The 20894-nt window shown below is 33.8% G+C and carries 14 protein-coding genes; 10 read left to right on the top strand and 4 right to left on the bottom strand.

Annotated features, from left to right (window positions below; genetic code table 11):
* Positions 1–154: 154 nt before the first annotated feature.
* The 3 genes from EI427_RS15915 to EI427_RS15905 all read left to right on the top strand — a co-directional run bounded on the left by EI427_RS15915 (position 155) and on the right by EI427_RS15905 (position 5668).
* Complete coding sequence (locus tag EI427_RS15915) at positions 155–3178, top strand: TonB-dependent receptor domain-containing protein (RefSeq protein WP_126616565.1); 3024 nt, start codon at positions 155–157, stop codon at positions 3176–3178.
* Positions 3179–3197: 19 nt separating this feature from the next.
* Positions 3198–4796, top strand: coding sequence for a RagB/SusD family nutrient uptake outer membrane protein (locus EI427_RS15910; RefSeq protein ID WP_126616562.1), 1599 nt, complete (start codon positions 3198–3200; stop codon positions 4794–4796).
* Between the two features lie 317 nt (positions 4797–5113).
* Positions 5114–5668: a DUF4136 domain-containing protein gene (locus tag EI427_RS15905; RefSeq protein WP_126616560.1), complete on the top strand. Its 555-nt coding sequence runs from the start codon at positions 5114–5116 to the stop codon at positions 5666–5668.
* A gap of 80 nt (positions 5669–5748) precedes the next feature.
* On the opposite strand, the gene EI427_RS15900 is transcribed toward EI427_RS15905, so the two are convergent.
* Genes EI427_RS15900 through mutS form a run of 3 tightly spaced genes read right to left on the bottom strand, consistent with a single transcriptional unit; the run spans position 5749 to position 9925 of the window.
* Positions 5749–6717, bottom strand: coding sequence for a glycosyltransferase family 2 protein (locus tag EI427_RS15900; protein ID WP_126616557.1), 969 nt, complete (start codon positions 6715–6717; stop codon positions 5749–5751).
* Positions 6718–6747: 30 nt separating this feature from the next.
* Positions 6748–7275, bottom strand: coding sequence for a DUF4199 domain-containing protein (locus tag EI427_RS15895; protein ID WP_126616554.1), 528 nt, complete (start codon positions 7273–7275; stop codon positions 6748–6750).
* 37 nt (positions 7276–7312) lie between these two features.
* Positions 7313–9925 carry a DNA mismatch repair protein MutS gene (gene mutS, locus EI427_RS15890; protein ID WP_394345831.1) on the bottom strand — a complete coding sequence of 871 codons (2613 nt, stop codon included), beginning with the start codon at positions 9923–9925 and terminating at the stop codon, positions 7313–7315.
* Positions 9926–10514: 589 nt separating this feature from the next.
* On the opposite strand from mutS, the gene EI427_RS15885 reads away from it, so the two are divergent.
* From EI427_RS15885 to EI427_RS15860, 6 genes are all read left to right on the top strand, one after another.
* The gene (locus tag EI427_RS15885) at positions 10515–11528 is read left to right on the top strand and encodes a DHH family phosphoesterase (protein WP_126616551.1); all 1014 of its coding nucleotides are present in this window, start codon (positions 10515–10517) and stop codon (positions 11526–11528) included.
* Positions 11529–11556: 28 nt separating this feature from the next.
* A complete protein-coding gene (locus EI427_RS15880; RefSeq protein WP_126616549.1) occupies positions 11557–12483 on the top strand; it encodes an FKBP-type peptidyl-prolyl cis-trans isomerase in 927 nt (308 codons plus the stop codon).
* 130 nt (positions 12484–12613) lie between these two features.
* Positions 12614–13762, top strand: a complete 1149-nt coding sequence (locus EI427_RS15875; protein ID WP_126616546.1) for an FKBP-type peptidyl-prolyl cis-trans isomerase — start codon at positions 12614–12616, stop codon at positions 13760–13762.
* 16 nt (positions 13763–13778) lie between these two features.
* Positions 13779–14330 carry an FKBP-type peptidyl-prolyl cis-trans isomerase gene (locus EI427_RS15870; RefSeq protein ID WP_126616544.1) on the top strand — a complete coding sequence of 184 codons (552 nt, stop codon included), beginning with the start codon at positions 13779–13781 and terminating at the stop codon, positions 14328–14330.
* Positions 14331–14550: 220 nt separating this feature from the next.
* Positions 14551–17928 (top strand): preprotein translocase subunit SecA, encoded by a 3378-nt coding sequence (secA, locus tag EI427_RS15865; RefSeq protein ID WP_126616541.1) that lies wholly within the window; start codon positions 14551–14553, stop codon positions 17926–17928.
* 122 nt (positions 17929–18050) lie between these two features.
* Positions 18051–18632: an SPOR domain-containing protein gene (locus tag EI427_RS15860; RefSeq protein ID WP_126616538.1), complete on the top strand. Its 582-nt coding sequence runs from the start codon at positions 18051–18053 to the stop codon at positions 18630–18632.
* Positions 18633–18692: 60 nt separating this feature from the next.
* Here the strand turns inward: EI427_RS15860 and EI427_RS15855 are convergent, their stop codons facing one another.
* Complete coding sequence (locus tag EI427_RS15855; RefSeq protein WP_240655317.1) at positions 18693–19571, bottom strand: SDR family oxidoreductase; 879 nt, start codon at positions 19569–19571, stop codon at positions 18693–18695.
* A 158-nt stretch (positions 19572–19729) separates the two neighbouring features.
* Here EI427_RS15855 and EI427_RS15850 point away from each other — a divergent pair, with 158 nt between their 5' ends.
* Entirely contained in the window at positions 19730–20854 is a 1125-nt protein-coding gene (locus tag EI427_RS15850) for a hypothetical protein (protein WP_126616535.1), read from the top strand.
* The last annotated feature ends 40 nt before the right edge of the window (positions 20855–20894 follow it).

The raw sequence follows: 20894 nt of genomic DNA, 5'->3' as shown, positions 1-20894 counted from the left end.
AGTTAATCACTGTTAATCTATTTTTTTAAAATTCCTTAAGTGTTCCTTATACATTTACGATATCAAGAATCCGCGGAGGAGTGTTTCCTTCGCCTTGCGAACAAACTTATTACTCTCTGTTCGCATCGTCTGTTCATCTAACCTTCAGTTCAATATGAAATTCAGACTACTAACTTTAGTCATTAGCTTATTACTAATGACAAACGTACTTCAAGCACAAGACCGTGTAGTGAAGGGTATAGTAAAAGAGTCAGGCTCAGAAGAGCCTTTACCAGGTGTTAACGTATTAATACAAGGTACATCTACTGGTTCAACAACCGATTTCAATGGAGAATTTTCTCTGTCAATTCCAGAAGGAAGTACATTAGTATTTTCTTATGTAGGATACATGGCACAAGATGTTGTTGTTGGTAACCAATCTGTAATCAACGTTTCTTTAGAAGTTGATGCAGAACAATTAGAAGAAGTTGTAGTAACAGCTTTAGGTATTGAAAGATCTGCTGAGAGTTTAACTTACTCTACGCAATCAGTATCATCTGAAGATCTAGTTACAGCAAAAGATCCTAACGTAATGAACTCATTATCTGGTCGTGTTGCAGGTTTGCAACTATCTAGAAGTGGTTCTGGTGCAGGTGGATCTGTAAAGATTAATCTAAGAGGTAACCGTTCAGCTAAAGGTGATAGTTCTCCTTTATATGTTATTGATGGTGTACCTATGGCAGGTCAAGGTTCTGGCCAACCTGGTGAAATTGAAAACCCTGGTCGTGATGGTGGTGATGGTATCTCGAACATCAACTCAGAAGACATTGAATCAATTAACATCTTAAAAGGTGCAGCAGCTTCAGTTCTTTATGGTTCTCAAGCGGCAAATGGTGTAATCATGATTACTACCAAAAAAGGACGTCCTGGTCATTCTAGTGTAAGTTTCTCATCAAACTTTACAGCAGAACAAGCTTATATGTACCCAGAAATGCAATCTAAATATGATGCAGAGGGTAACGGAATTAATCACAAAGCTCATACAGCAGAAGACTTTTATAAAACTGGTACTACTTGGGTAAATTCAATTTCTTATTCTCAAGGAAATGAAAACTCACAGTTTTATGTTTCATATGCAAACACAACTGCAAATGGTGTAATGCCATCAAACACTTTCAATAAAAATAACTTCTCTTTTAATACTACATCAAAAGCATTTGATGATAAATTAGAGTTAAGAGCTTCGGCAAACTACATCCAACAAGAAGGTATAAATAGACCATCAGCAGGTGCTTATATGAACCCTATTTATAGTTCATACTTATCATCTAGGTCAATTTCAAACGATGAGTTAACAAACAACTACCAATCTTGGAATGATAGCAGAAATATTTACGAGCAAAATTACCCTGCAAACGTAAAATCTGAAATTGGTAATGAAAACCCTTATTGGTTATTAAACCAAGCTCAAACAGAAGATACTCGTCACCGTTTTATGGTTTCAGGTTCTGCAAAGTATAAATTCAACGAGAACTTATCACTTCAAGGACGTGCAAACATTGATGCAACTCAAGATGTTTGGGAAAGAAAAGCACACGCTACTACTAACCCAATTAACATTGCAGCAGATCCTGTGACAGGATTGTCTAACGGTGGTTATTTCAGAGATGATTTCAATAATACTCAGATTTATGCAGATGCGATCTTAAACTTCAACAAGCAGTTTAACGATTTTAATGTAACAACATTATTAGGTACTGCAATTAGAGATGAGGCTGCTCATTTACAAAAAATTACTTCAGACAAACGTTCTATTAGATATACAAACATATTTACTCCAGCAGGTTTACCTGAAGGAATGGTACCAACGGAAACTTTAGATCGTCGTCAAGTTCAATCTGTATTTGCAAGTGCAACAGTAGGATACAAAGAAATGTTATACTTAGATGTTGCAGGTCGTAATGACTGGTCTTCAACTTTACCAGTAAACAATAACTCTTATTTCTATCCATCAGTTGGTTTAACAGCAGTATTAAACAAAATGGTTGAAATGCCAGATGTAATCTCTTTAGCAAAAATTAGAGGTAACTATACTGTATTAGGTAATGATGCTCAACCAGGTGTAACAACTTTACAACATGAAGTAGATTTTAATGGTAATTTAAAATTTGCTGATACTCAACCAGCTTCTGATTTAAAACCAGAATTATCTACATCAATTGAATTTGGTGCTGAATTAGAATTCTTCAATGGTTTACTTTATATGGATGCCAACTTCTACAAAACAAATACTGTAAACCAGTTATTTAGAGTGGAAAATCCAACAGGTAGCTCAGGGTTTAGATATAGCTATGTAAATGCAGGTGATGTTGAAAATAGAGGTTTTGAATTATCTATCTCAGCAATGCCAGTTTCTTCAGGTGATTTAACATGGAGTACTACTGTAAACCTTGCTAGAAACGTAAACGAAATCAAGGAACTTTATACTCGTGCAGACGGAACAGAAGCTGACTTTGATATTGTAACAAATGGTGGAAACATCAAGTATATGCAAGTATTAAGAAAAGGTGGTGCAATTGGAGAAATATGGACTGCTGATTTCTTAAGAGATGCAGATGGTAAAATTTCTACAGTAGATGCAGATGGTAAAACAGTTCCTGCTGGTTCTGCAAGCTTAGACCCAGAAACTGCGGTGAAAACTAACTCTAACCCTGACTTTCTTGCAGGTTGGACAAACACATTAAAATACAAAGGTTTTGTAATGAACATGGTGATTGATGGTAGATTTGGTGGTAAGACTTTATCATTAACTAACTCTTACATGGATTCTGAAGGAACATCGAAAGAATTTGCTGAAGCAATTGATAACAACGGTAATGTAACAGTAGAAGGTATTGCTTTCGATCCTGTTGGATATATGGCTGCAACTGCTGGTAGATCAAATGTTACTTCTCAATACTTATATGACCAAACAAACATTAGATTAAGAGAATTATCAATTGGATATACTTTTGATTCTATAGGTCCTTTAGAAAACGTAACATTATCAGCAATCGGAAGAAACTTATTCTTCTTCTATAATGCTGCTCCATTCGATCCAGACGTAGTAATGTCAACTGGTGCAGGTGTTCAAGGTCTTAACTTCTTCAGTTTACCAGCTACAAGAAGCGTAGGTTTAAACTTAAGAGTTAACTTCTAATTCTAAACATTGGAATAATATGAAATCAATAATAAAAAAATATATCTTACCAACTGTGCTTGCTGCAGGCATGTTCACAGCTTGTACAAGTAACTTCGAAGAAATTAATAATGATCCAAACCGTCCAACAAATGAAAATTTGTTGGCGGATGGTAACCTAGTTAATGGTTTCTTCCCTCAGTTATCACGTTCAATTTACTTTAACTTTGATAACTCTAACTGGAAATGGCAGGTACAACAAAACCTTAACGGAGATATCTTCTCTGGTTATATGGCTCCTCCAACTCCGTTTGCAGGTAACTCAAATGCATCTCATTATAACTTAATTTGGAACTACTGGCCTTGGTCTTTAGGATATGAGAATGTAATGTCTCCTGCTAATGCAATTGACTTAATCAGTGCAGATTTAACTCCTCGTTTGTATTCTCCAGCCTTAGTATTAAAAGTACTAGGAATGCATAGAATGACAGATATATATGGACCAATTCCATATGTAGATTATGGTACTACTGAAGTAACTTACGATAAGCAAGCTGCTATTTATGATAAGTTCTTTGCTGAGTTAGATTTAGCAATTTCAAACTTAGATCAAAGTACTGAAGTAATTCCTACATTCTCTGCGGTAGATGATTTATACCAAGGTGATTTAGGGATGTGGAAAAAATTAGCTGCCTCATTAAAATTGAGATTAGCAATGAGAATCTCAAATATAGACCCAGCAAATGCTAAAAAATATGCTGAAGAAGCAATTGCTTCTGGTGTATTTGAAGGTGCTGATATTGCTCAAGTAGGAGCAGGTGTATCTCCAATTGTTCATCCATTGGCAACAATTTCTGAAGGATGGGGTGATATTAAAATGGGTGCTGATATGGAATCTATCTTAACAGGTTTAAATGATCCTCGTCAAGCAGTTTATTTTACTGAAGCATCTGGTCCTGAAGATGGAAATGTTATTAAAACTGGTTTTGCTGGTGTTCGCGCAGGTATTGATTTACCAGAGGGTAGAGGTGATTACCAATATTACTCTAGAATTAATCCTTCTTTCATTAATCAAACAACTCCAATTGTTTTAATGACTTCTGCTGAGGTTTATTTCTTAAGAGCTGAAGCTGCTTTAAAAGGATGGAACGCAGGTGGATCTGCTCAAGCACTTTATGAAGAAGGTGTTAAGCAATCTTTTGCTCAGCATGGTTTAAAAGATGTTGATACATATTTAATGGATGCTACTAGTGTTCCTGCAGATTATGTTGATCCATCTGATGGAACTTATAATACAGATTATAGTACTGCAGCAGTAAGTGATGTAACGATTAAGTATGATGCTTCTAAAGCTATGGAACAAATCATTACTCAAAAGTGGATTGCAATGTTCCCAGAAGGAATGGAAGCTTGGTCTGAATTTAGAAGAACTGGTTATCCTCATATCTTCCCTGTAAAATTCAATAAGAGTAACGGTGGAGTTCCTGACGGAGAATATATCAAACGTTTAGGATACCCTGACGGTGAGGCAGTAAACAACGTGGAAGCATATAATGCTGGTGTTGCCAACCTTAAGTCTGAAAACTCAAGAGCTACAGGCGATAACGGTGGATCACCTTTATGGTGGGACGTTGACTAAATAGTAATTTAGGTGAATAATAATATAACGGACAATGAATTGATAACAAGCAGAGGATATCTTCCTCTGCCTGTTTTATTACTTCTTTAAAGTTGTATTTTTCTTGAAAATATAGTGAAAAGCTCCAGTTGTCTGGGGCTTTTCTGCGTTTATTTAAATCGTTAAAAAAGACTATAACCTCTTAATCTTTATTAATCAAATGATCTTTATAAAATAAAATCAGTTTATACTATCAACAATTGAAGAGTATTTGTAATCTTTACAGAAAGAATAAAGAACCTTTACATCTTTCGACTAAACATCAAATTATTATTCATATGAAAAATATAAAAAATATCTTCTTAACAATCAGTATGTTGATTGGCGTTGCATTTGTTGTAACATCTTGTTCTTCAACAAAAATTACAACTGATTACAATCCAGGTACAAATTTCAGTCAATATACATCTTTCAGTATTTTACCTTGGCAAGCTCAAAATGCTAAAATCAATGAATTTGATAGAGCTAGAGTAAAAAATGCTGTAATTGAAAACATGCAAGGTCTTGGTTATACGTATTCTGAAAATGATACAACTGCTGATTTGCAAGTAGGGATGGTATTCACTACAAAAGAAAAGAAAAGTGTAACATCTTATAACGCTGGTTATGGCGGATGGTACGGCCCTTATGGTATGGGTGCTACTCATTATTCTGAGTACGAATATACTGAGGGAACTTTTGTTGTAGATATTTTCGATACGCAAGCAAAGAAACTTCTTTGGGAAGCAGCAGCAGTAAGTACACTTTCTGAAAAACAAGAAAGCCCTGTTGTGAGAGAAAGAAATATCAATAGATTTGTGAAGAGTATTTTTAATAAATACCCTACTAAGTAATCTGTAAAAGTATTAAAGCAAAAAGAGATCATGGATTTTAAATGTCCATGATCTCTTTTTTATTTTGATTTTTTTTATCCTTAATCCGTTTTTCCTTTTATATGGTAATCGTTTCTATTGGATTGATTAAGTGATACCATTTCTGCAATAAAGCCGGTCATGAACATCTGTGAACCAATAATTACAGCTGTTAAAGATAAATAGAATAATGGTTGGTCTGTAACTTCTCTTTGAATATGTAAATGATTCATAGATAAGTAGACCTTTTCAATTAATAACCAAAATGCACCTGCAGAACCAAGTAAAAAAGAGATTGACCCAAGCAAACCAAAGAAATGCATTGGAGCTTTTTTAAACTTAGAAACAAATGTGATAGACATTAGATCTAAAAAGCCGTTTACAAATCGTTCTAAACCAAACTTAGTTGTTCCATATTTTCTAGCTCTATGCTGAACGGGTTTCTCACCAATTTTAGCAAAACCATTCCATTTAGCTATTACAGGAATGTAACGATGCATTTCGCCATAGACCTCAATAATTTTAACAACATCCTTTTTATAGGCTTTTAATCCGCAATTAAAATCATTTAAATGTATACCAGATACAGCTCTTGTTGCTGCATTAAATAATTTTGTTGGGATAGTTTTTGTAATCGGGTCGTAACGTTTTTCTTTCCAACCAGAAACTAAATCATAACCATCCTCAATAATCATTTTCCTTAAACCAGGAATTTCATCTGGGCTATCTTGAAGGTCAGCATCCATGGTAATGATAACATCACCTTTAACCTCCTGAAAACCTACTTGCAATGCAGCAGACTTACCATAGTTTCTTAGGAATTGAATACCATGTACCCAATCAAATTTTTTCTTTAAATCTAAGATTACATCCCAAGATTCATCAGTACTACCATCATCAATAAGGTAAACTTCTCCGTTTATTTTTTCTTCAGTAAAAACTTTTGCAATCCAATTTACCAATTCAGGAAGCGATTCTGCCTCGTTGAGTAAAGGGATTACAACAGATACATCTATATTTTTAGCTTCCATATTCACTTAAGGATACTCTTGTAATTATCGTTAAAAATTATAGCCGTCTTTAGTTGGTTCATTTTTCATAAAATGTGAAATAACCAAAGCCAATAAAAAGCCAAAAAATGTCATAAATAAGATATTAATAAGCTGTGGAATTGGTGTTCCTGCTACCCATCTTACTATTTCGATAGATTGTTCATACTGTTCGTCTGTAATCTGAGGGTTTCCTTCAATAGCTTTACTTGCTACTTCTACAGCCTGATCTATAATACTATCATCAATAAATTGAATATATAAGTAATTAAAAAATGCTGAGATAGTTGCAGAGATAAAACCAAGCAAAGTACCAAGTTTTACACCTGTACGGTATTTAAGAAAGCCTTCGTTATACTCTTTAAACTCTCTGTAGGCAAAAATTGTAGCAGTTAATACTACAAGTACACTTAGATATTGAAAAAAAGTATCTTGAGATTTACCTAAAGAGGTAAGTAGAACACTATAACCAAATGCAAACACACCTGTAATAGCTCCATATTTAAAGGCGTATGGTTTTATCGAAGTTTCTTTATCCATTATTCAAATTTTATCTAAAGTTAATCAAAAACTCTATTTACGAGAGTAGTTTTTTTAACTCATTTAGTTTTAACATTGCATCTAAAGGTGTCATAGTATTTACATCAAGCTGTTCTAATTGCTCTTTCAATTCTTTAGCGATAGGATCTACAGAATCAAAAATAGAAAGTTGGTAATTGTCTTTAGGCATCTCTTTAATGCGTTCAGTATTTTTTTCTTTTCGTTTATCTTGCTCTAAATGTTCTAAGATATCTTCAGATCTGCGCACTACTGATCCAGGCATCCCAGCAAGTTGAGCTACATGAATACCAAAACTATGTTCACTACCACCCTCTTTTAATTTTCTTAAGAAGATGATTTTTTTCTGATGTTCCTTTACAGATACACTAAAGTTTTTAATTCTAGGGAAATCTTCAGCTAATTCATTTAATTCGTGATAGTGCGTTGCGAATAATGTTTTTGCTCTAGATTTTTTATGATTGTGAAGATACTCTACAATAGCCCAAGCAATTGATACACCATCGTATGTACTTGTACCACGACCAATCTCATCCATCAATACCAAACTTCTATCTGATATATTATTTAAGATACTCGCAGTTTCCGTCATTTCTACCATAAAAGTAGATTCACCTTTAGACAAGTTATCAGAAGCACCTACTCTTGTAAATACTTTATCAACTAGCCCAATATGTGCTGCTGCTGCAGGAACAAAAGAACCCATTTGAGCCATCAATACAATTAAAGCAGTTTGGCGTAATAAGGCAGATTTACCAGACATGTTCGGTCCAGTAATCACCATAATTTGTTGTTCCTCGTTGTCTAAATAAACATCGTTAGGAATATAAGGATCGTCCACAGAAAGTTGGCGTTCAATTACAGGATGTCTACCTTCTTTTATATCCAATGCTTTATCATCAGAAATAATAGGTTTAACATAATTGTAATCAATTGCATTTGTAGAAAACGAAACCAAACAATCTAGCTTAGCTAATGTTGCCGCTGTTTGCTGAATTGGAGTAATATATTCTGTTGCCATCTGAATCAAATCCATAAACAACTTATTTTCTATTATACCAATCTGAGATTCTGCGGTAAGAATTTTTTCTTCGTACTGCTTTAACTCCTCAGTAATATATCTTTCTGCATTTACTAAAGTAGATTTTCTAATCCACTCTGCAGGTACTTTATCTTTGTGTGTATTTCTTACCTCTAGGTAATAGCCGAATACTTTGTTGTAACCAATTTTTAAAGAAGGAATTCCCGTTCTGTCGCTTTCTCTTTCTTGAATTTGACGTAAAAAGTCTTTTCCTGAATGAGAAATCGCTCTTAATTCATCTAATTCTGCATTTACACCTTCTTTAATTATATTTCCTTGGGCAGGGTTGATAGGTGGCATTTCTTGCATTTCCTTCTCAATACGTTCCACAAGGATATCACAAGTGTTTATATGATCAGCGATCACTTTAACCTCTTTATCATTTGCTTTACTTAAAAGTACCTTGATTGGAGCAGCGTGTTGAAGTGCTTTTTTGATATAAACTATTTCCCTTGGGTTTACTCTCCCAACAGCTACCTTAGAAATAAGGCGTTCAATATCGTTGATCTGGCGGAGGTGTGCTAATACATCATCCGCAATATCTTCATCTTTAGTAAAGAAATCGACAATATTAAGTCGAGTATTAATACTTGCTAAATCTTTTAAAGGAAGAACGGTCCACTTTTTTAATAGACGTGCTCCCATTGGAGTAACACATTTATCAAGAATATCTATTAAAGGAACTCCACCATCGTTCTGAGGAAAGATAAGTTCAAGACTTCTAGCCGTAAATTTATCTAGCCAAACATATTTATCTTCTTGTATTCTACTAATATGATGAATATGGTCGATATGATGGTGCTCTGTTAACTCCAAATAATTCAGTACAGCACCAGCCGCAATAATTGCTGAAGGCATATTTTCTATACCAAAACCTTTTAAGTTTTTAGTACCAAAATGCGTAGTTAATTTTTCATACCCATATTCTGATGTATATACCCAATCATCTTGTCTAAATGTAGGGTAAGTATCACCAAATAACTCTTTATAATGTTCCTGATCATTTCTACAATACAATACTTCAGAAGGGGCAAAACCTTGAAGTAGTTTATCTATATAATTCTGATTTCCTTGCGCAACAAAAAATTCTCCAGTAGAAATATCAAGAAAAGAAATACCTAATTCTTTTTTAGAAATATGAATTGCTGCTAAATAGTTGTTCTGTTTAACACTCAAAACATTGTCGTTCATAGAAACACCAGGAGTCACTAACTCCGTGATACCTCTTTTAACAACACCTTTTGCAGTTTTAGGATCTTCTAATTGATCGACAATAGCAACTCTCTGACCCGCCTTAACCAATTTAGGTAAGTAAGTATCTAAAGAATGATGTGGAAAACCTGCCAATTGAGTTTCAGATGCAGAACCATTAGATCTTTTCGTTAAAACGATGTCTAAGATTTTACTTGCTGTAACGGCATCGTCACCAAACGTCTCATAAAAATCACCTACTCTAAAAAGAAGCATTGCTGTAGGATGTTTCGCCTTTATAGCATTAAACTGCTTCATCATAGGAGTTTCTTTCTTCGCTTTTGTTGTTGCTTTTGCCAAAGTATTAATAGAATTAAAAATGATATCCTTCTTAAAGCAACAAATTTAAATAATTAGTGGAATGTATAAAGCAATAAGAATTAATAATTCAGCTTATTACTGTTCTTTATACTTATATATTACAAACAATAACAAAAAAAGGGACTTCTAAACTAGAAATCCCTTTTCCATTAACGCACGATCTTAACTAATCTACTACCTAATCAATTTTTATCATTATCTTATTTAGTCGAACGATTGACTAAATAAAAGGTTTAGTAATTTTATTTATTTAACATTTTAAGTATTGTGACCGAAGTCATAATTTTACGTAAAAACTGTACTTTTTTAAGATTAACAGTAAAAAGAAAGTTATTTTAACGTATTGAAATCTTATAAAATAAAAAGTTAATTACCTGATAATCAATATATAATATACTTACTGGTGTTGAGGGGAGTATTTATAGGTTTAGATAATTGAGAATAAATTGATTAAGACTACATTTTTTAAGACTTTTGTGCATTCGTTTTGTCGATGACAACGATAAAAACAGTTGAGAGATTGATCTGAAAGTTTTTTGAAAATCATTCTCAATAGCAAAAAAATGATATGCACAACTTTAATACGTTAAAAGAATTTTTAGAAGAGCCTCGTAAAGTGGTAATAATACCACATACAAAGCCAGATGCAGATGCACTAGGATCAGCATTGGGTTTATCTTGGTATCTAAGAAAATTTGAACATACAACAACAGTGCTTTCTCCGAATGATTATCCATCTTTTTTACATTGGATGCCCGGTCATGAAGAAGTAGTTGTTTACGATAAAAAAAATCCATCTCCTTCAGAAAAAATTATTGAAGAAGCAGATGTTATCTTCTGTGTAGATTTTTCTTCTTTAAATAGGATTGAAGAACTAGGACCTCTAGTTCGTCAGAATATGAGTAAGAAGATGATTGTAATGATTGATCATCACAGAGGAAAAGAAGATTTTGCAGATTACGAATTATGGGATATTGATGCAGCAGCAGCAGCTCAATTAATTTATGAGTTTATCGCTTTAGATAAAGGAACTCATAGAATTGATCAGAGAATTGCCGCTTGTTTATATGCAGGTATTGTAACAGATACTGGTTCGTTTAAATACCCAAGTGTTTCTAGTAGAACATTAAGAATAGCTGCGGAACTAAAAGATACTGGTTTAGATACATCAAGATTATATAATTTAATCTATGATAATAATACGGAAAAAAGACTACGCTTCTTAGGTCATGCCTTAGGAGAGAATCTTACTTTTTGGCCAGAACTAAATACAGGTTTCTTTACTGTTACACAAGATGACCGTGAGAGATTTAATTTACAATCTGGAGATACTGAAGGGTTAGTAAATTATGCTTTATCTGTAAATGGTATTAAAATCGCTGCTTTATTTAAAGAAAAAGACGAACGAGACGGAATTAAAGTATCGTTTAGATCTATAGGAGACTTTTCTGTAGCTGACCTTTCTTCTGAACACTTTGGTGGTGGAGGACATAAAAATGCTGCAGGAGGTAGAGTGGATGGAATTACAGTAGATGAAGCTGTAGCTCGATTTAAAAAAGTATTAGAAGAAAAATTGAAATAAAATAGAATTATTTATTTATAAACTGAATATGCAAATCACAAAAAAATTAGCAATCGGAGCCTTAATGTTAGGTGCTGTTGCTTGTGGAAAAACTGAAAAAGAAACTCCATCAGGAAAGAAATTCACTATTGTTGAAAGTAATGGTGGTGCTGATATTAACGATAACAATATTGTTGAATTTACTTTAAGTATCTCAACTGAATCAGACTCTACATTGTTCAATATTACTGAAACAGGAAGAGAGTTTGCAGCAACTAAAGTATTCCCAGATTCTGTAAATAAACAAGCACAAGAAAAAGGTCAGCAAGTTGATCCTTTATCTGAAATGTTTGGTTTAATGAGTGAAGGTGATAGTGCTCAAATGACTATCATAGCATCAGATTTCTTCGGAAAAATGGCTCCTCCTTTCATCAAAGATCCTACTCAAAAAGTAGTTATTGGTGTTTGTGCAAAAAATGTTTTTGCTGACGAAGAAGCATACCGTGCTGCAATGGAAGAAAAACAAAAAGAAGCAATGGCTGCAATGGAAGCTGATGCTGAAAAATTTGTTACTATTGATGATGATTTAATCAAAGAATTCTTAAAAGAGAATAACATTACTAATGCAGAAAGAACTGAATCTGGATTATACTATGTAGTTACTCAAAAAGGTTCTGGAGCCAACCCAGCAGTAGGATCAAGTGTAAAAGTTCATTATACAGGTACTCTATTGGATGGTAAAAAATTCGATAGTTCTGTAGATAGAGGACAACCATTTGAGTTCCCATTGGGTCAACAAAGAGTAATCGCAGGTTGGGACGAAGGTATTGCTTTGTTAAATAAAGGAGCAAAAGCTACTTTATATATCCCTTCTAAATTAGGTTATGGTCCAAGAGGTGCAGGTGGAGACATTCCAGCTAACGCAGTATTGAAATTTGATGTTGAGTTGATTGATTTTGTAAATCCTTCAAAATAATATAATATATTCTAATACAGTGAGTTTACCTTATTTTTTAGGTGTAAATTTACTGTATTAGATATGCTTTTTTTTATGCTTATCTTTCTCCTTGTGAATTAAAAATCTAATAAATAAACCTACTTATCATATGAACAATACTTACAAATTTTTAAATCTTGCAGTCATATTATCAATGCTAATTGGCTTATCTGGTTGTATGCACGACGAGATTGTTGATTATGCATCAAAGGATAATCAGACACTAGAAGATTATTTTGCAGCAAACGATATCGATTATTGGAAAACTAAAACTTTACCATCTGGAGGAGTTTATATCACTCCAGAAATCATAGGTTACCCAGGTCAATACACTCCTAGTGAAAATGAATCTAGAATTGTAGAGGTAAACCTAGATATGAGAAGATTTGCTCAAGAATTAATGAGCGATGAAAGATTTGATGATCCTGATGATTTAGTTACAACTGTATTCCTTAAGGATCCAAACTATGCATACTCTATGAATAGAGGTGCAATTTGTATTGGTTTTTACGATGAAGTATTAAACATGATGCTTCAAAACCTACAAACAAAAGTAGACACATTCCCTAGAACTTATATTCCATCTTATCTTGCATTTGGTGGTACAGCATCTTCAGGAATTGGTCTAGAATTTAATGATATTGTAACTGCAGAAAATATGTTTATTACACATGTTAGTTACGATTCAACTCAACGTGTTAGATACGAAAAAGATTCTTTAGTATTAAAATATGCAAAAGATACTTTAGGTACTACAGATCCAGACGACGAAGATTTATTTACTAAATCATTAGAAGACGGTAAAGGTCCTGATTATATTTTTAAAGACCTTATCACAGCAGGTGATGGCGCTGGAAAGATTCAAGCAGGAGATACAGTTAAAGTTCGCTACGAGGGTAAATTCCTAATACAAGAATGGACTTTAAGAAATTCAGCAACAGGGCCAGTATTATTTGATTCAAATACAGCAAAAGATAATAAAGGAGAGTATATTGCAACACCATTCCAAGTGATTATGTACAAATCTTTAGCTGATGCTCAAGAAAATAACGCTTTTGAAACTGTTATAGATGGTTGGTATAAATCAATCTTAACAATGGAAGAAGGAGAAAAAGCAACATTTGTAATGCCTTCTCAAGTATGTTATTGGGAAATCGGAGATAATGCTCAGGTTTCTGATATGTTTAAAACAATCCGTCCTTTCAAACCTTTAGCTTTCGAAATTGAAGTTGTTGAAGTGAAAAGGTCGAATAAATAATTTTTTAAAATAGAATATGCAATATCGCATTAAACACTTTTTACTGTTTATTTTTACAGTTTTTTCAACTTTTGCTTGTACACAATCAAGCGAAGTACTTAAAGAAGTAGATCCAGACGCAGCAGAGGATTACCTTATCAGACAGTTTATAATGGCTGATACAACATTCGAAGCAAATACGGAACAAGAAGTAGTAGACAAGTATTATAAATACGGAGTTTACATGACTACAATTGGTACTACTAATGGTAAGCCTGTAGAAACAGACAGAAATATATCTTATGGTGACTCAATGCATGTAACATATACAGGTTGGGTGATGTATGGAAATATTTTTGACAGTAACGTATTAACTGATCAACCTTTCCCGGTTGTTTTAGGTAAAACAAGTGTAATAGAAGGATGGAATATTGCATTATTTGAAATGCATGAACACGAAATTGCTCGTGTAGTAATTCCTTCAAAATATGGATATGGTACATCTGGTAATGGAACTAGTATCCCTCCAAATGCATCATTGATATTTGATATTCAGATAGATAGTTTATGGACTACTGATGAACAGTAGATTATTGAAATAAACTTTTTATTAAAAAAGCCAAGGATTATTTAAGTATGATCCTTGGCTTTTTTTGTACAATTAAAAAAAATGTGAACAATGCCGTATAACTTCTATCAACTGACTATATAAAGTCGTTTAATTACATTAAATTTGTACGTATTGCACTAGATGAACTCCATTGGTAGTGTAACTGATTGTATTTCAGCAAAAAAACAAAATAATATATATGTTAGGTTCAATAACCAAGGCATTCTCTAAGATTTTCGGAACGAAATCGGATAGAGATTTAAAAGAAATTAGACCATATTTAGCTAAAATTGATGCAGAGTACAAAAAACTTTCATCAATTTCAGACAACGACCTGAGAGCAAAAACAGCGTACTTTATCGATTATATCGAAAAAGGACTTGCTAGCATAGACGAAGAAATTACGTCTTTACAAGAGTCAGTTGATAACGATCCAAAATTAGATCTTGCATTTAAAGATAAAGCTTTCAAAGATATTGATAAGCTTAAAAATGATCGTAACGATAAACTAGAAGAAATCTTAATGGATCTTCTGCCTCAAGCTTTTGCTGTGGTAAAAGAAACAGGTAGAAGATTTACTGAAAATAAAGAATTAAGTGTAACTGCTTCTGATCTCGATCGTGAGATGGCCGTGAAATATGGCAATATCACTATCGAAGGAGATACAGCAACTTGGGCAAACGTTTGGCTTGCTGCAGGAGTTGAAGTAGAGTGGAACATGATCCATTACGATGTTCAGTTACTTGGTGGTATTTTCTTACATCAAGGTAAAGTAGGTGAAATGATGACAGGTGAAGGTAAAACTTTAGTTGGTACATTACCTGCATACCTTAATGCTTTAGCAAAAAGAGGCGTACACGTTGTAACAGTAAACGACTACTTAGCTAAGCGTGATTCAGAATGGAATGCTCCGTTATTCCAGTTCCATGGTCTTTCTGTAGATTGTATTGATAAACATCAACCAAACTCAGAAGAACGTAGATTAGCATACAGAGCTGATATTACTTATGGTACAAATAACGAATTCGGTTTTGACTACCTACGTGATAACATGGCTCGTGATAAAGATGATTTAGTTCAAAGGGAACATCACTTTGCCATGATTGATGAGGTCGATTCTGTATTAATTGATGATGCAAGAACACCATTAATTATCTCCGGACCTGTACCTAAAGGTGATCAACAAGAAGAATTTGGAGAATTAAGACCAAAGGTTCAGCATTTAGTAGATGAGCAGCGCAAGCAAACTCAGAAAATGTTGAATGAAGCGAAGAGGTTAGTCAAAGAAGGAAGTAAGGCTGAAGGTGGTCTTCAACTTCTTAGAGCACATAGATCTCTTCCTAAATATAAACCTTTGATTAAATTCTTGGGTGAAGAGGGAATGAAGCAATTACTTCAAAAAGTTGAAGGGGAATACATGGCGGACAACAACCGTAGAATGCCAGAAGCAGACGAACCTTTATTGTTTGTAATTGAAGAAAAGAATAATAGTGTAGAATTAACAGAAAAAGGTATTGCATCTGTAACAGGAGCAAATACACCAGATTTCTTTATTCTTCCTGACTTAGCTACAGGTATTGGCAAAATTGAGCAAGACCCTCAAAAGTCTGACGATGAGAAAGTAGAAGAAAAAGATGCTCTTATAGCAGATTTTGATACTAAATCTCAGCGTATTCACTTAATGAAGCAATTATTAAAAGCCTATACGTTATTCGAAAAAGATGTAGACTACATCTTAGTAGATAACAAGGTTAAAATTGTAGATGAGCAAACTGGTCGTGTAATGGAAGGTCGTCGTTATTCAGACGGTTTACACCAAGCACTAGAAGCAAAAGAGAATGTGAAGATCGAAGATGCTACACAGACTTATGCTACAGTTACATTGCAAAACTACTTCCGTATGTACCACAAACTAACAGGTATGACAGGTACAGCCGAAACGGAAGCAGGTGAATTCTGGGAAATCTATGAATTAGATGTAGTAACAGTACCTACTCATCGTCCGATTGTTCGTGATGATAGAGAAGATTACGTATATAAAACAGTAAGAGAGAAATTTAATGCTGTTGCAGAGGAAGTACAAAAACTAGTGGAATTAAAACGCCCAGTACTTGTAGGTACAACTTCTGTAGAAAACTCTGAAATCATGTCTCGTATGTTAAAAATGAGAGGCATTGAACATCAAGTTTTAAATGCAAAACAACACGGTCGTGAAGCAGATGTTGTTGCTACAGCAGGTCAGCCTGGTACAGTAACAATTGCAACAAACATGGCCGGTCGTGGTACAGATATTAAATTACCCGTAGAAGTAAAAGATGCAGGTGGTTTAGCAATTATCGGTACAGCACGTCACGAATCTCGTCGTGTAGACCGTCAGTTAAGAGGTCGTTCTGGTCGTCAAGGTGATCCAGGATCTACTCAATTCTTCGTTTCATTAGAAGATAACTTGATGCGTTTGTTCGGTTCAGAACGTATTGCAGGTATCATGGATAGATTAGGTTTACAAGAGGGCGAAGTAATTCAGCACTCTATGATTACAAAATCTATCGAAAGAGCACAACGAAAAGTAGAGGAAAATAACTTTGCTATTCGTAAACGTCTATTAGAATATGATGATGTTATGAATTACCAAAGAGAGGTAATTTACCGTCGTCGTAGAAATGCACTTTTCGGAGAGCGTTTACAAGTAGATGTAATGAACTCTTTCTATGATGTTGCTACAGTAATTTCAGAAACTCACGTAGGTAATTACGAAGGGTTTAAATTAGATGCTTTAAAAGTACTTGGAATCTCAACTTCGATTGCAGAAGATGGTTTCCACCAATTAAATGAAGAGCATTTAACACAAGAATTATACAAAGAGGCATTAACGCATTATAAAGAAAAGAATGCATTACTTTGGGAGAAAGCAAAACCTGTTTTCGAAAAAGTAAAAGCAGAGAGAGGTGGTGTGGTTGAGAATATTGTGATTCCATTTACAGATGGTCATAAAATGTTCCAAGTACATGTAAATCTTGAAAAAGCTTTAGAAACTAATGGAGAAACAGTAGTATCTGCATTAGAGCAAAGTGTAACTTTAGCAGTGATTGACCATTTATGGAAAGATCATTTGCGTGAAATGGACGAGTTGAAACAACAAGTTCAAAATGCTGTTCACGAACAAAAAGATCCTTTATTGATCTATAAGTTCGAATCTTTTGAGTTGTTTAAGTCATTCTTAGCAGAGGTAAACGATGAGATTATTACTTTCTTGTCAAAAGGACGTATTCCTGTTCAGGAGCAACCTCCTATGCCAGCACCTCCTACAATGCCTAAACGCCCAGAACCAAAAGTAACGGCAAACAAAGCAGAAGCAGGTTCTTCACTAGGTCAAGCAGCTTCACCTCAAGGTGGAGATATTCCTGAAGCTCCAAAAGCTCCTGTAGAAGTAGTAAAACCTCGTCATAGCGATAAAAGTTATCAGCGTAATGATAGAGTTACTGCTAAATATAAAGACGGTACAGTTAAAAAAGACGTAAAATTCAAATCTGTTGAAAACGACGTTTTAAATGGAGCTTGCGTGATTATCGAAGGTTAATCGAAAGTAAGTTTTGAAAATAATTAAGGAGGGTATCTTAAAATCATTTAAGGTATCCTCTTTTCATTATTTTACTTTTTAATAAAATGCTTAACTTTGGGGTTCATAACATTTAAATAAAAATGAAACTATTAATAAAGTACGCTCTTCTAGTTGTTTTGATGAGTACATTTGCTTGTAAGCCTTCGCAAACAGCAAGTACAAAAACATCTGTAGAGTTAATTGATTCAGATTTGTCTGCGTATATGCCAAAGGCAGATAATAAAGAAGATACTACATCAACTCCCCAAGACGTTGTAATATCTGATGATAATGATTTACCTGATGGTTATGTAAACTCTGAAGTTGATTCAGTATTAGCACATCTATCTGCAAGAGATTTAGGAGGTATTCCAGTCTATAGAATTTTAGTTTACTCTGGAAGAGATAGAAGCAGAGCAGAAGATATAGTGTATAATCTTAGACATCAATTTGGTAACTACGAAGTTGAATTAACTTTTGAACAACCAAATTATAAAGTAAGAGCAGGATACTATTTTGATAGATTAACTGCACATGGTGTACATACATCTATTAAAAAGAAATATAAATCGGCATTCTTAATTCAAGAAAAAATGAATGTTGATGAAATCTCTAGAAGAATAAAAAGAGCTAATGATGCAAAAGAAGCAGCTTTAGGGTCTCTTGATGAAGATAACAAATAGTAATTATTTTACTGTAAAAGAAGAGCGATAAGGTTTACCACTTTATCGCTCTTTTTTATTTTATTTTTTCTTTGTGTTACTTTTTATTGTAGCAGCAATATCATCCCAAACAGGGCTCGGTATTGTATCTAAATGATTAAATTCTCCAGCGCCTTTAAGCCATTCTCCACCATCAATAGTAACCACTTCACCATTTACATAAGCAGAAAAATCTGACATTAAATAAGCAGCTAGATTAGCAAGTTCTTGATGTTCGCCAACTCTACCAATCGGTACTTTACCAGCTTCGTCAAATTGTTTTCTAAGATTTTCTGGAAATAAACGGTCCCATGCACCTTTAGTAGGAAAAGGTCCTGGAGCAATTGCATTGGAACGAATACCATACTTGGCCCATTCTACCGCTAAAGATCTAGTGAGTGCTAAAACTCCAGCTTTAGACACAGCAGAAGGCACAACATATCCTGATCCAGTAGAAGCATAGGTAGTTACAATGTTTAGCATTACGCCATTATCGCCATTAGCAATCCAATGTTTACCAATTGCTAAAGTAAAATAGTAAGTTCCTTGTAAAACTATATCCACTATTGTATCAAAAGCTTTATGACTCAAACGTTCTGTAGGACTAATAAAATTACCTGCAGCATTATTTAGTAGACCATCAATTTTACCAAACTTTTTAGCAGTTTCTGCAATTACGTTTTCAATCTGATCATACTTTCTTACATCGCAAACAACATAAAAAGGTCTTTTACCAGTTACTTCCTCTAGCTCATTGGCTGTAGCCTCAAGGTTTTCTTCTTTTCTAGAACAAATTGTAACATTTGCTCCAAGTTCTAGGAAATATTTTGTCATAGACTTTCCTAGGCCTGTAGCTCCTCCAGTAACAATATATGTTTTACCAGAAAGAGCATCGTCTCTAAGCATTGGTTTATTGTACATGCTTTATTGGTTTGTGTGTTATAAATTGGTAGAACTAATATAGTAATGAGTTTTGATATAATGAATACTAAATCACTTATTTAAATTATAATAAAGAGTTATCTCTATAAAAGATTATGCTTACATTTATCATGTTTCCTTTATCAGATCAATAAGTAATGAGATTATTCTTTATAAATAAAAAAGACTTTGATATAGATAAGCTGAATACCAAGGAAGAAAGAATGCGTTTAGTTCGAGATATTGTCGTACTAAACATTATTTTATTTCAGATGCTTTGGTTAGCATTTAATTCTCTCTATTCAACACAAATATTCAAAGAATTTCTAGATTTAATATCCGTAGATTTTACCAGATTATATGGGAAATACATCTACGATAACTTCGAAATTGTAGAATTAGTTTTTACTACTTTTTACCTTTTGGAGTTCTTTCAATCTTGGTATGAATCCTACAAAGACAAGCAATTTGCAAAGTGGTATTTCTATCCCTTTGTTTATTTTTATGATTTTATTGGTAGTTTTCCAGGTATGCATGTTTTCCGTTTATTTAGGGTTTTTGCCCTATTAGCAAGATGGCATAAACTAGAGGTTATTAACCTAGAAAATTTAGGGCTAGTAAGAACAGCTTTGCATGTTAAAGAAGTTGTAGTAGAAGAGATTTCTGATGCAGTTGTTATTAATGTTCTAGAAAGTGCAAAAGATGAATTGAGTTCTGGAGGGTATGCAAATCAGAAATTTATGTCTGATGTTGTAAAGCCTTATCAAGAAAATCTATCTATATGGATATCGAGAAAAGTAATGCATGCTATGCAAGAAACATATTCTAATAGACAAGAGGTACTGGAACAATATGTTTCTGTATTGATAGAAGATGCTGTAAAACAGAATGATGAAATGAAAGATATCAAGAAGGTACCAATTGTGGGTGATTATGCTTCATCGCGTTTGGAAGATGCTATATCAGATATCGTATATAAAGTAATAAATGACTTATTCGAAGATATTGCTTCCGAACGGAACGAAGACGTACTAAAAGAAGTTGTCTATGAAGTAATGGAAGGAATGTTGTTTTCTAAAACTAAAGATGAAAATGGTCAACTTGTTCAAGAATTAGGAAGTACTATTCTTGATGCAGTCATTTCTAGAGTTGGTGTAAAACAATGGCAAATGAGAGAGAAGATGTGGGAAGATGAAAAGCAAAAAGATTTAGAAGAAAAGAGGAAGCATAGAGAACAGATAACACAACAAAATCAAGTGCAATCTAAAGACTCTTTGAAATAATCTAATTTATTTTACTAATTTGCGAAAGTTGTTTAAACGA

The organism is Flammeovirga pectinis (assembly GCF_003970675.1).
GTDB lineage: Bacteria > Bacteroidota > Bacteroidia > Cytophagales > Flammeovirgaceae > Flammeovirga > Flammeovirga pectinis.
The sequence above is the reverse complement of the archived record's forward strand: the minus strand, read 5'-3'. Positions and strand labels throughout refer to the sequence as shown.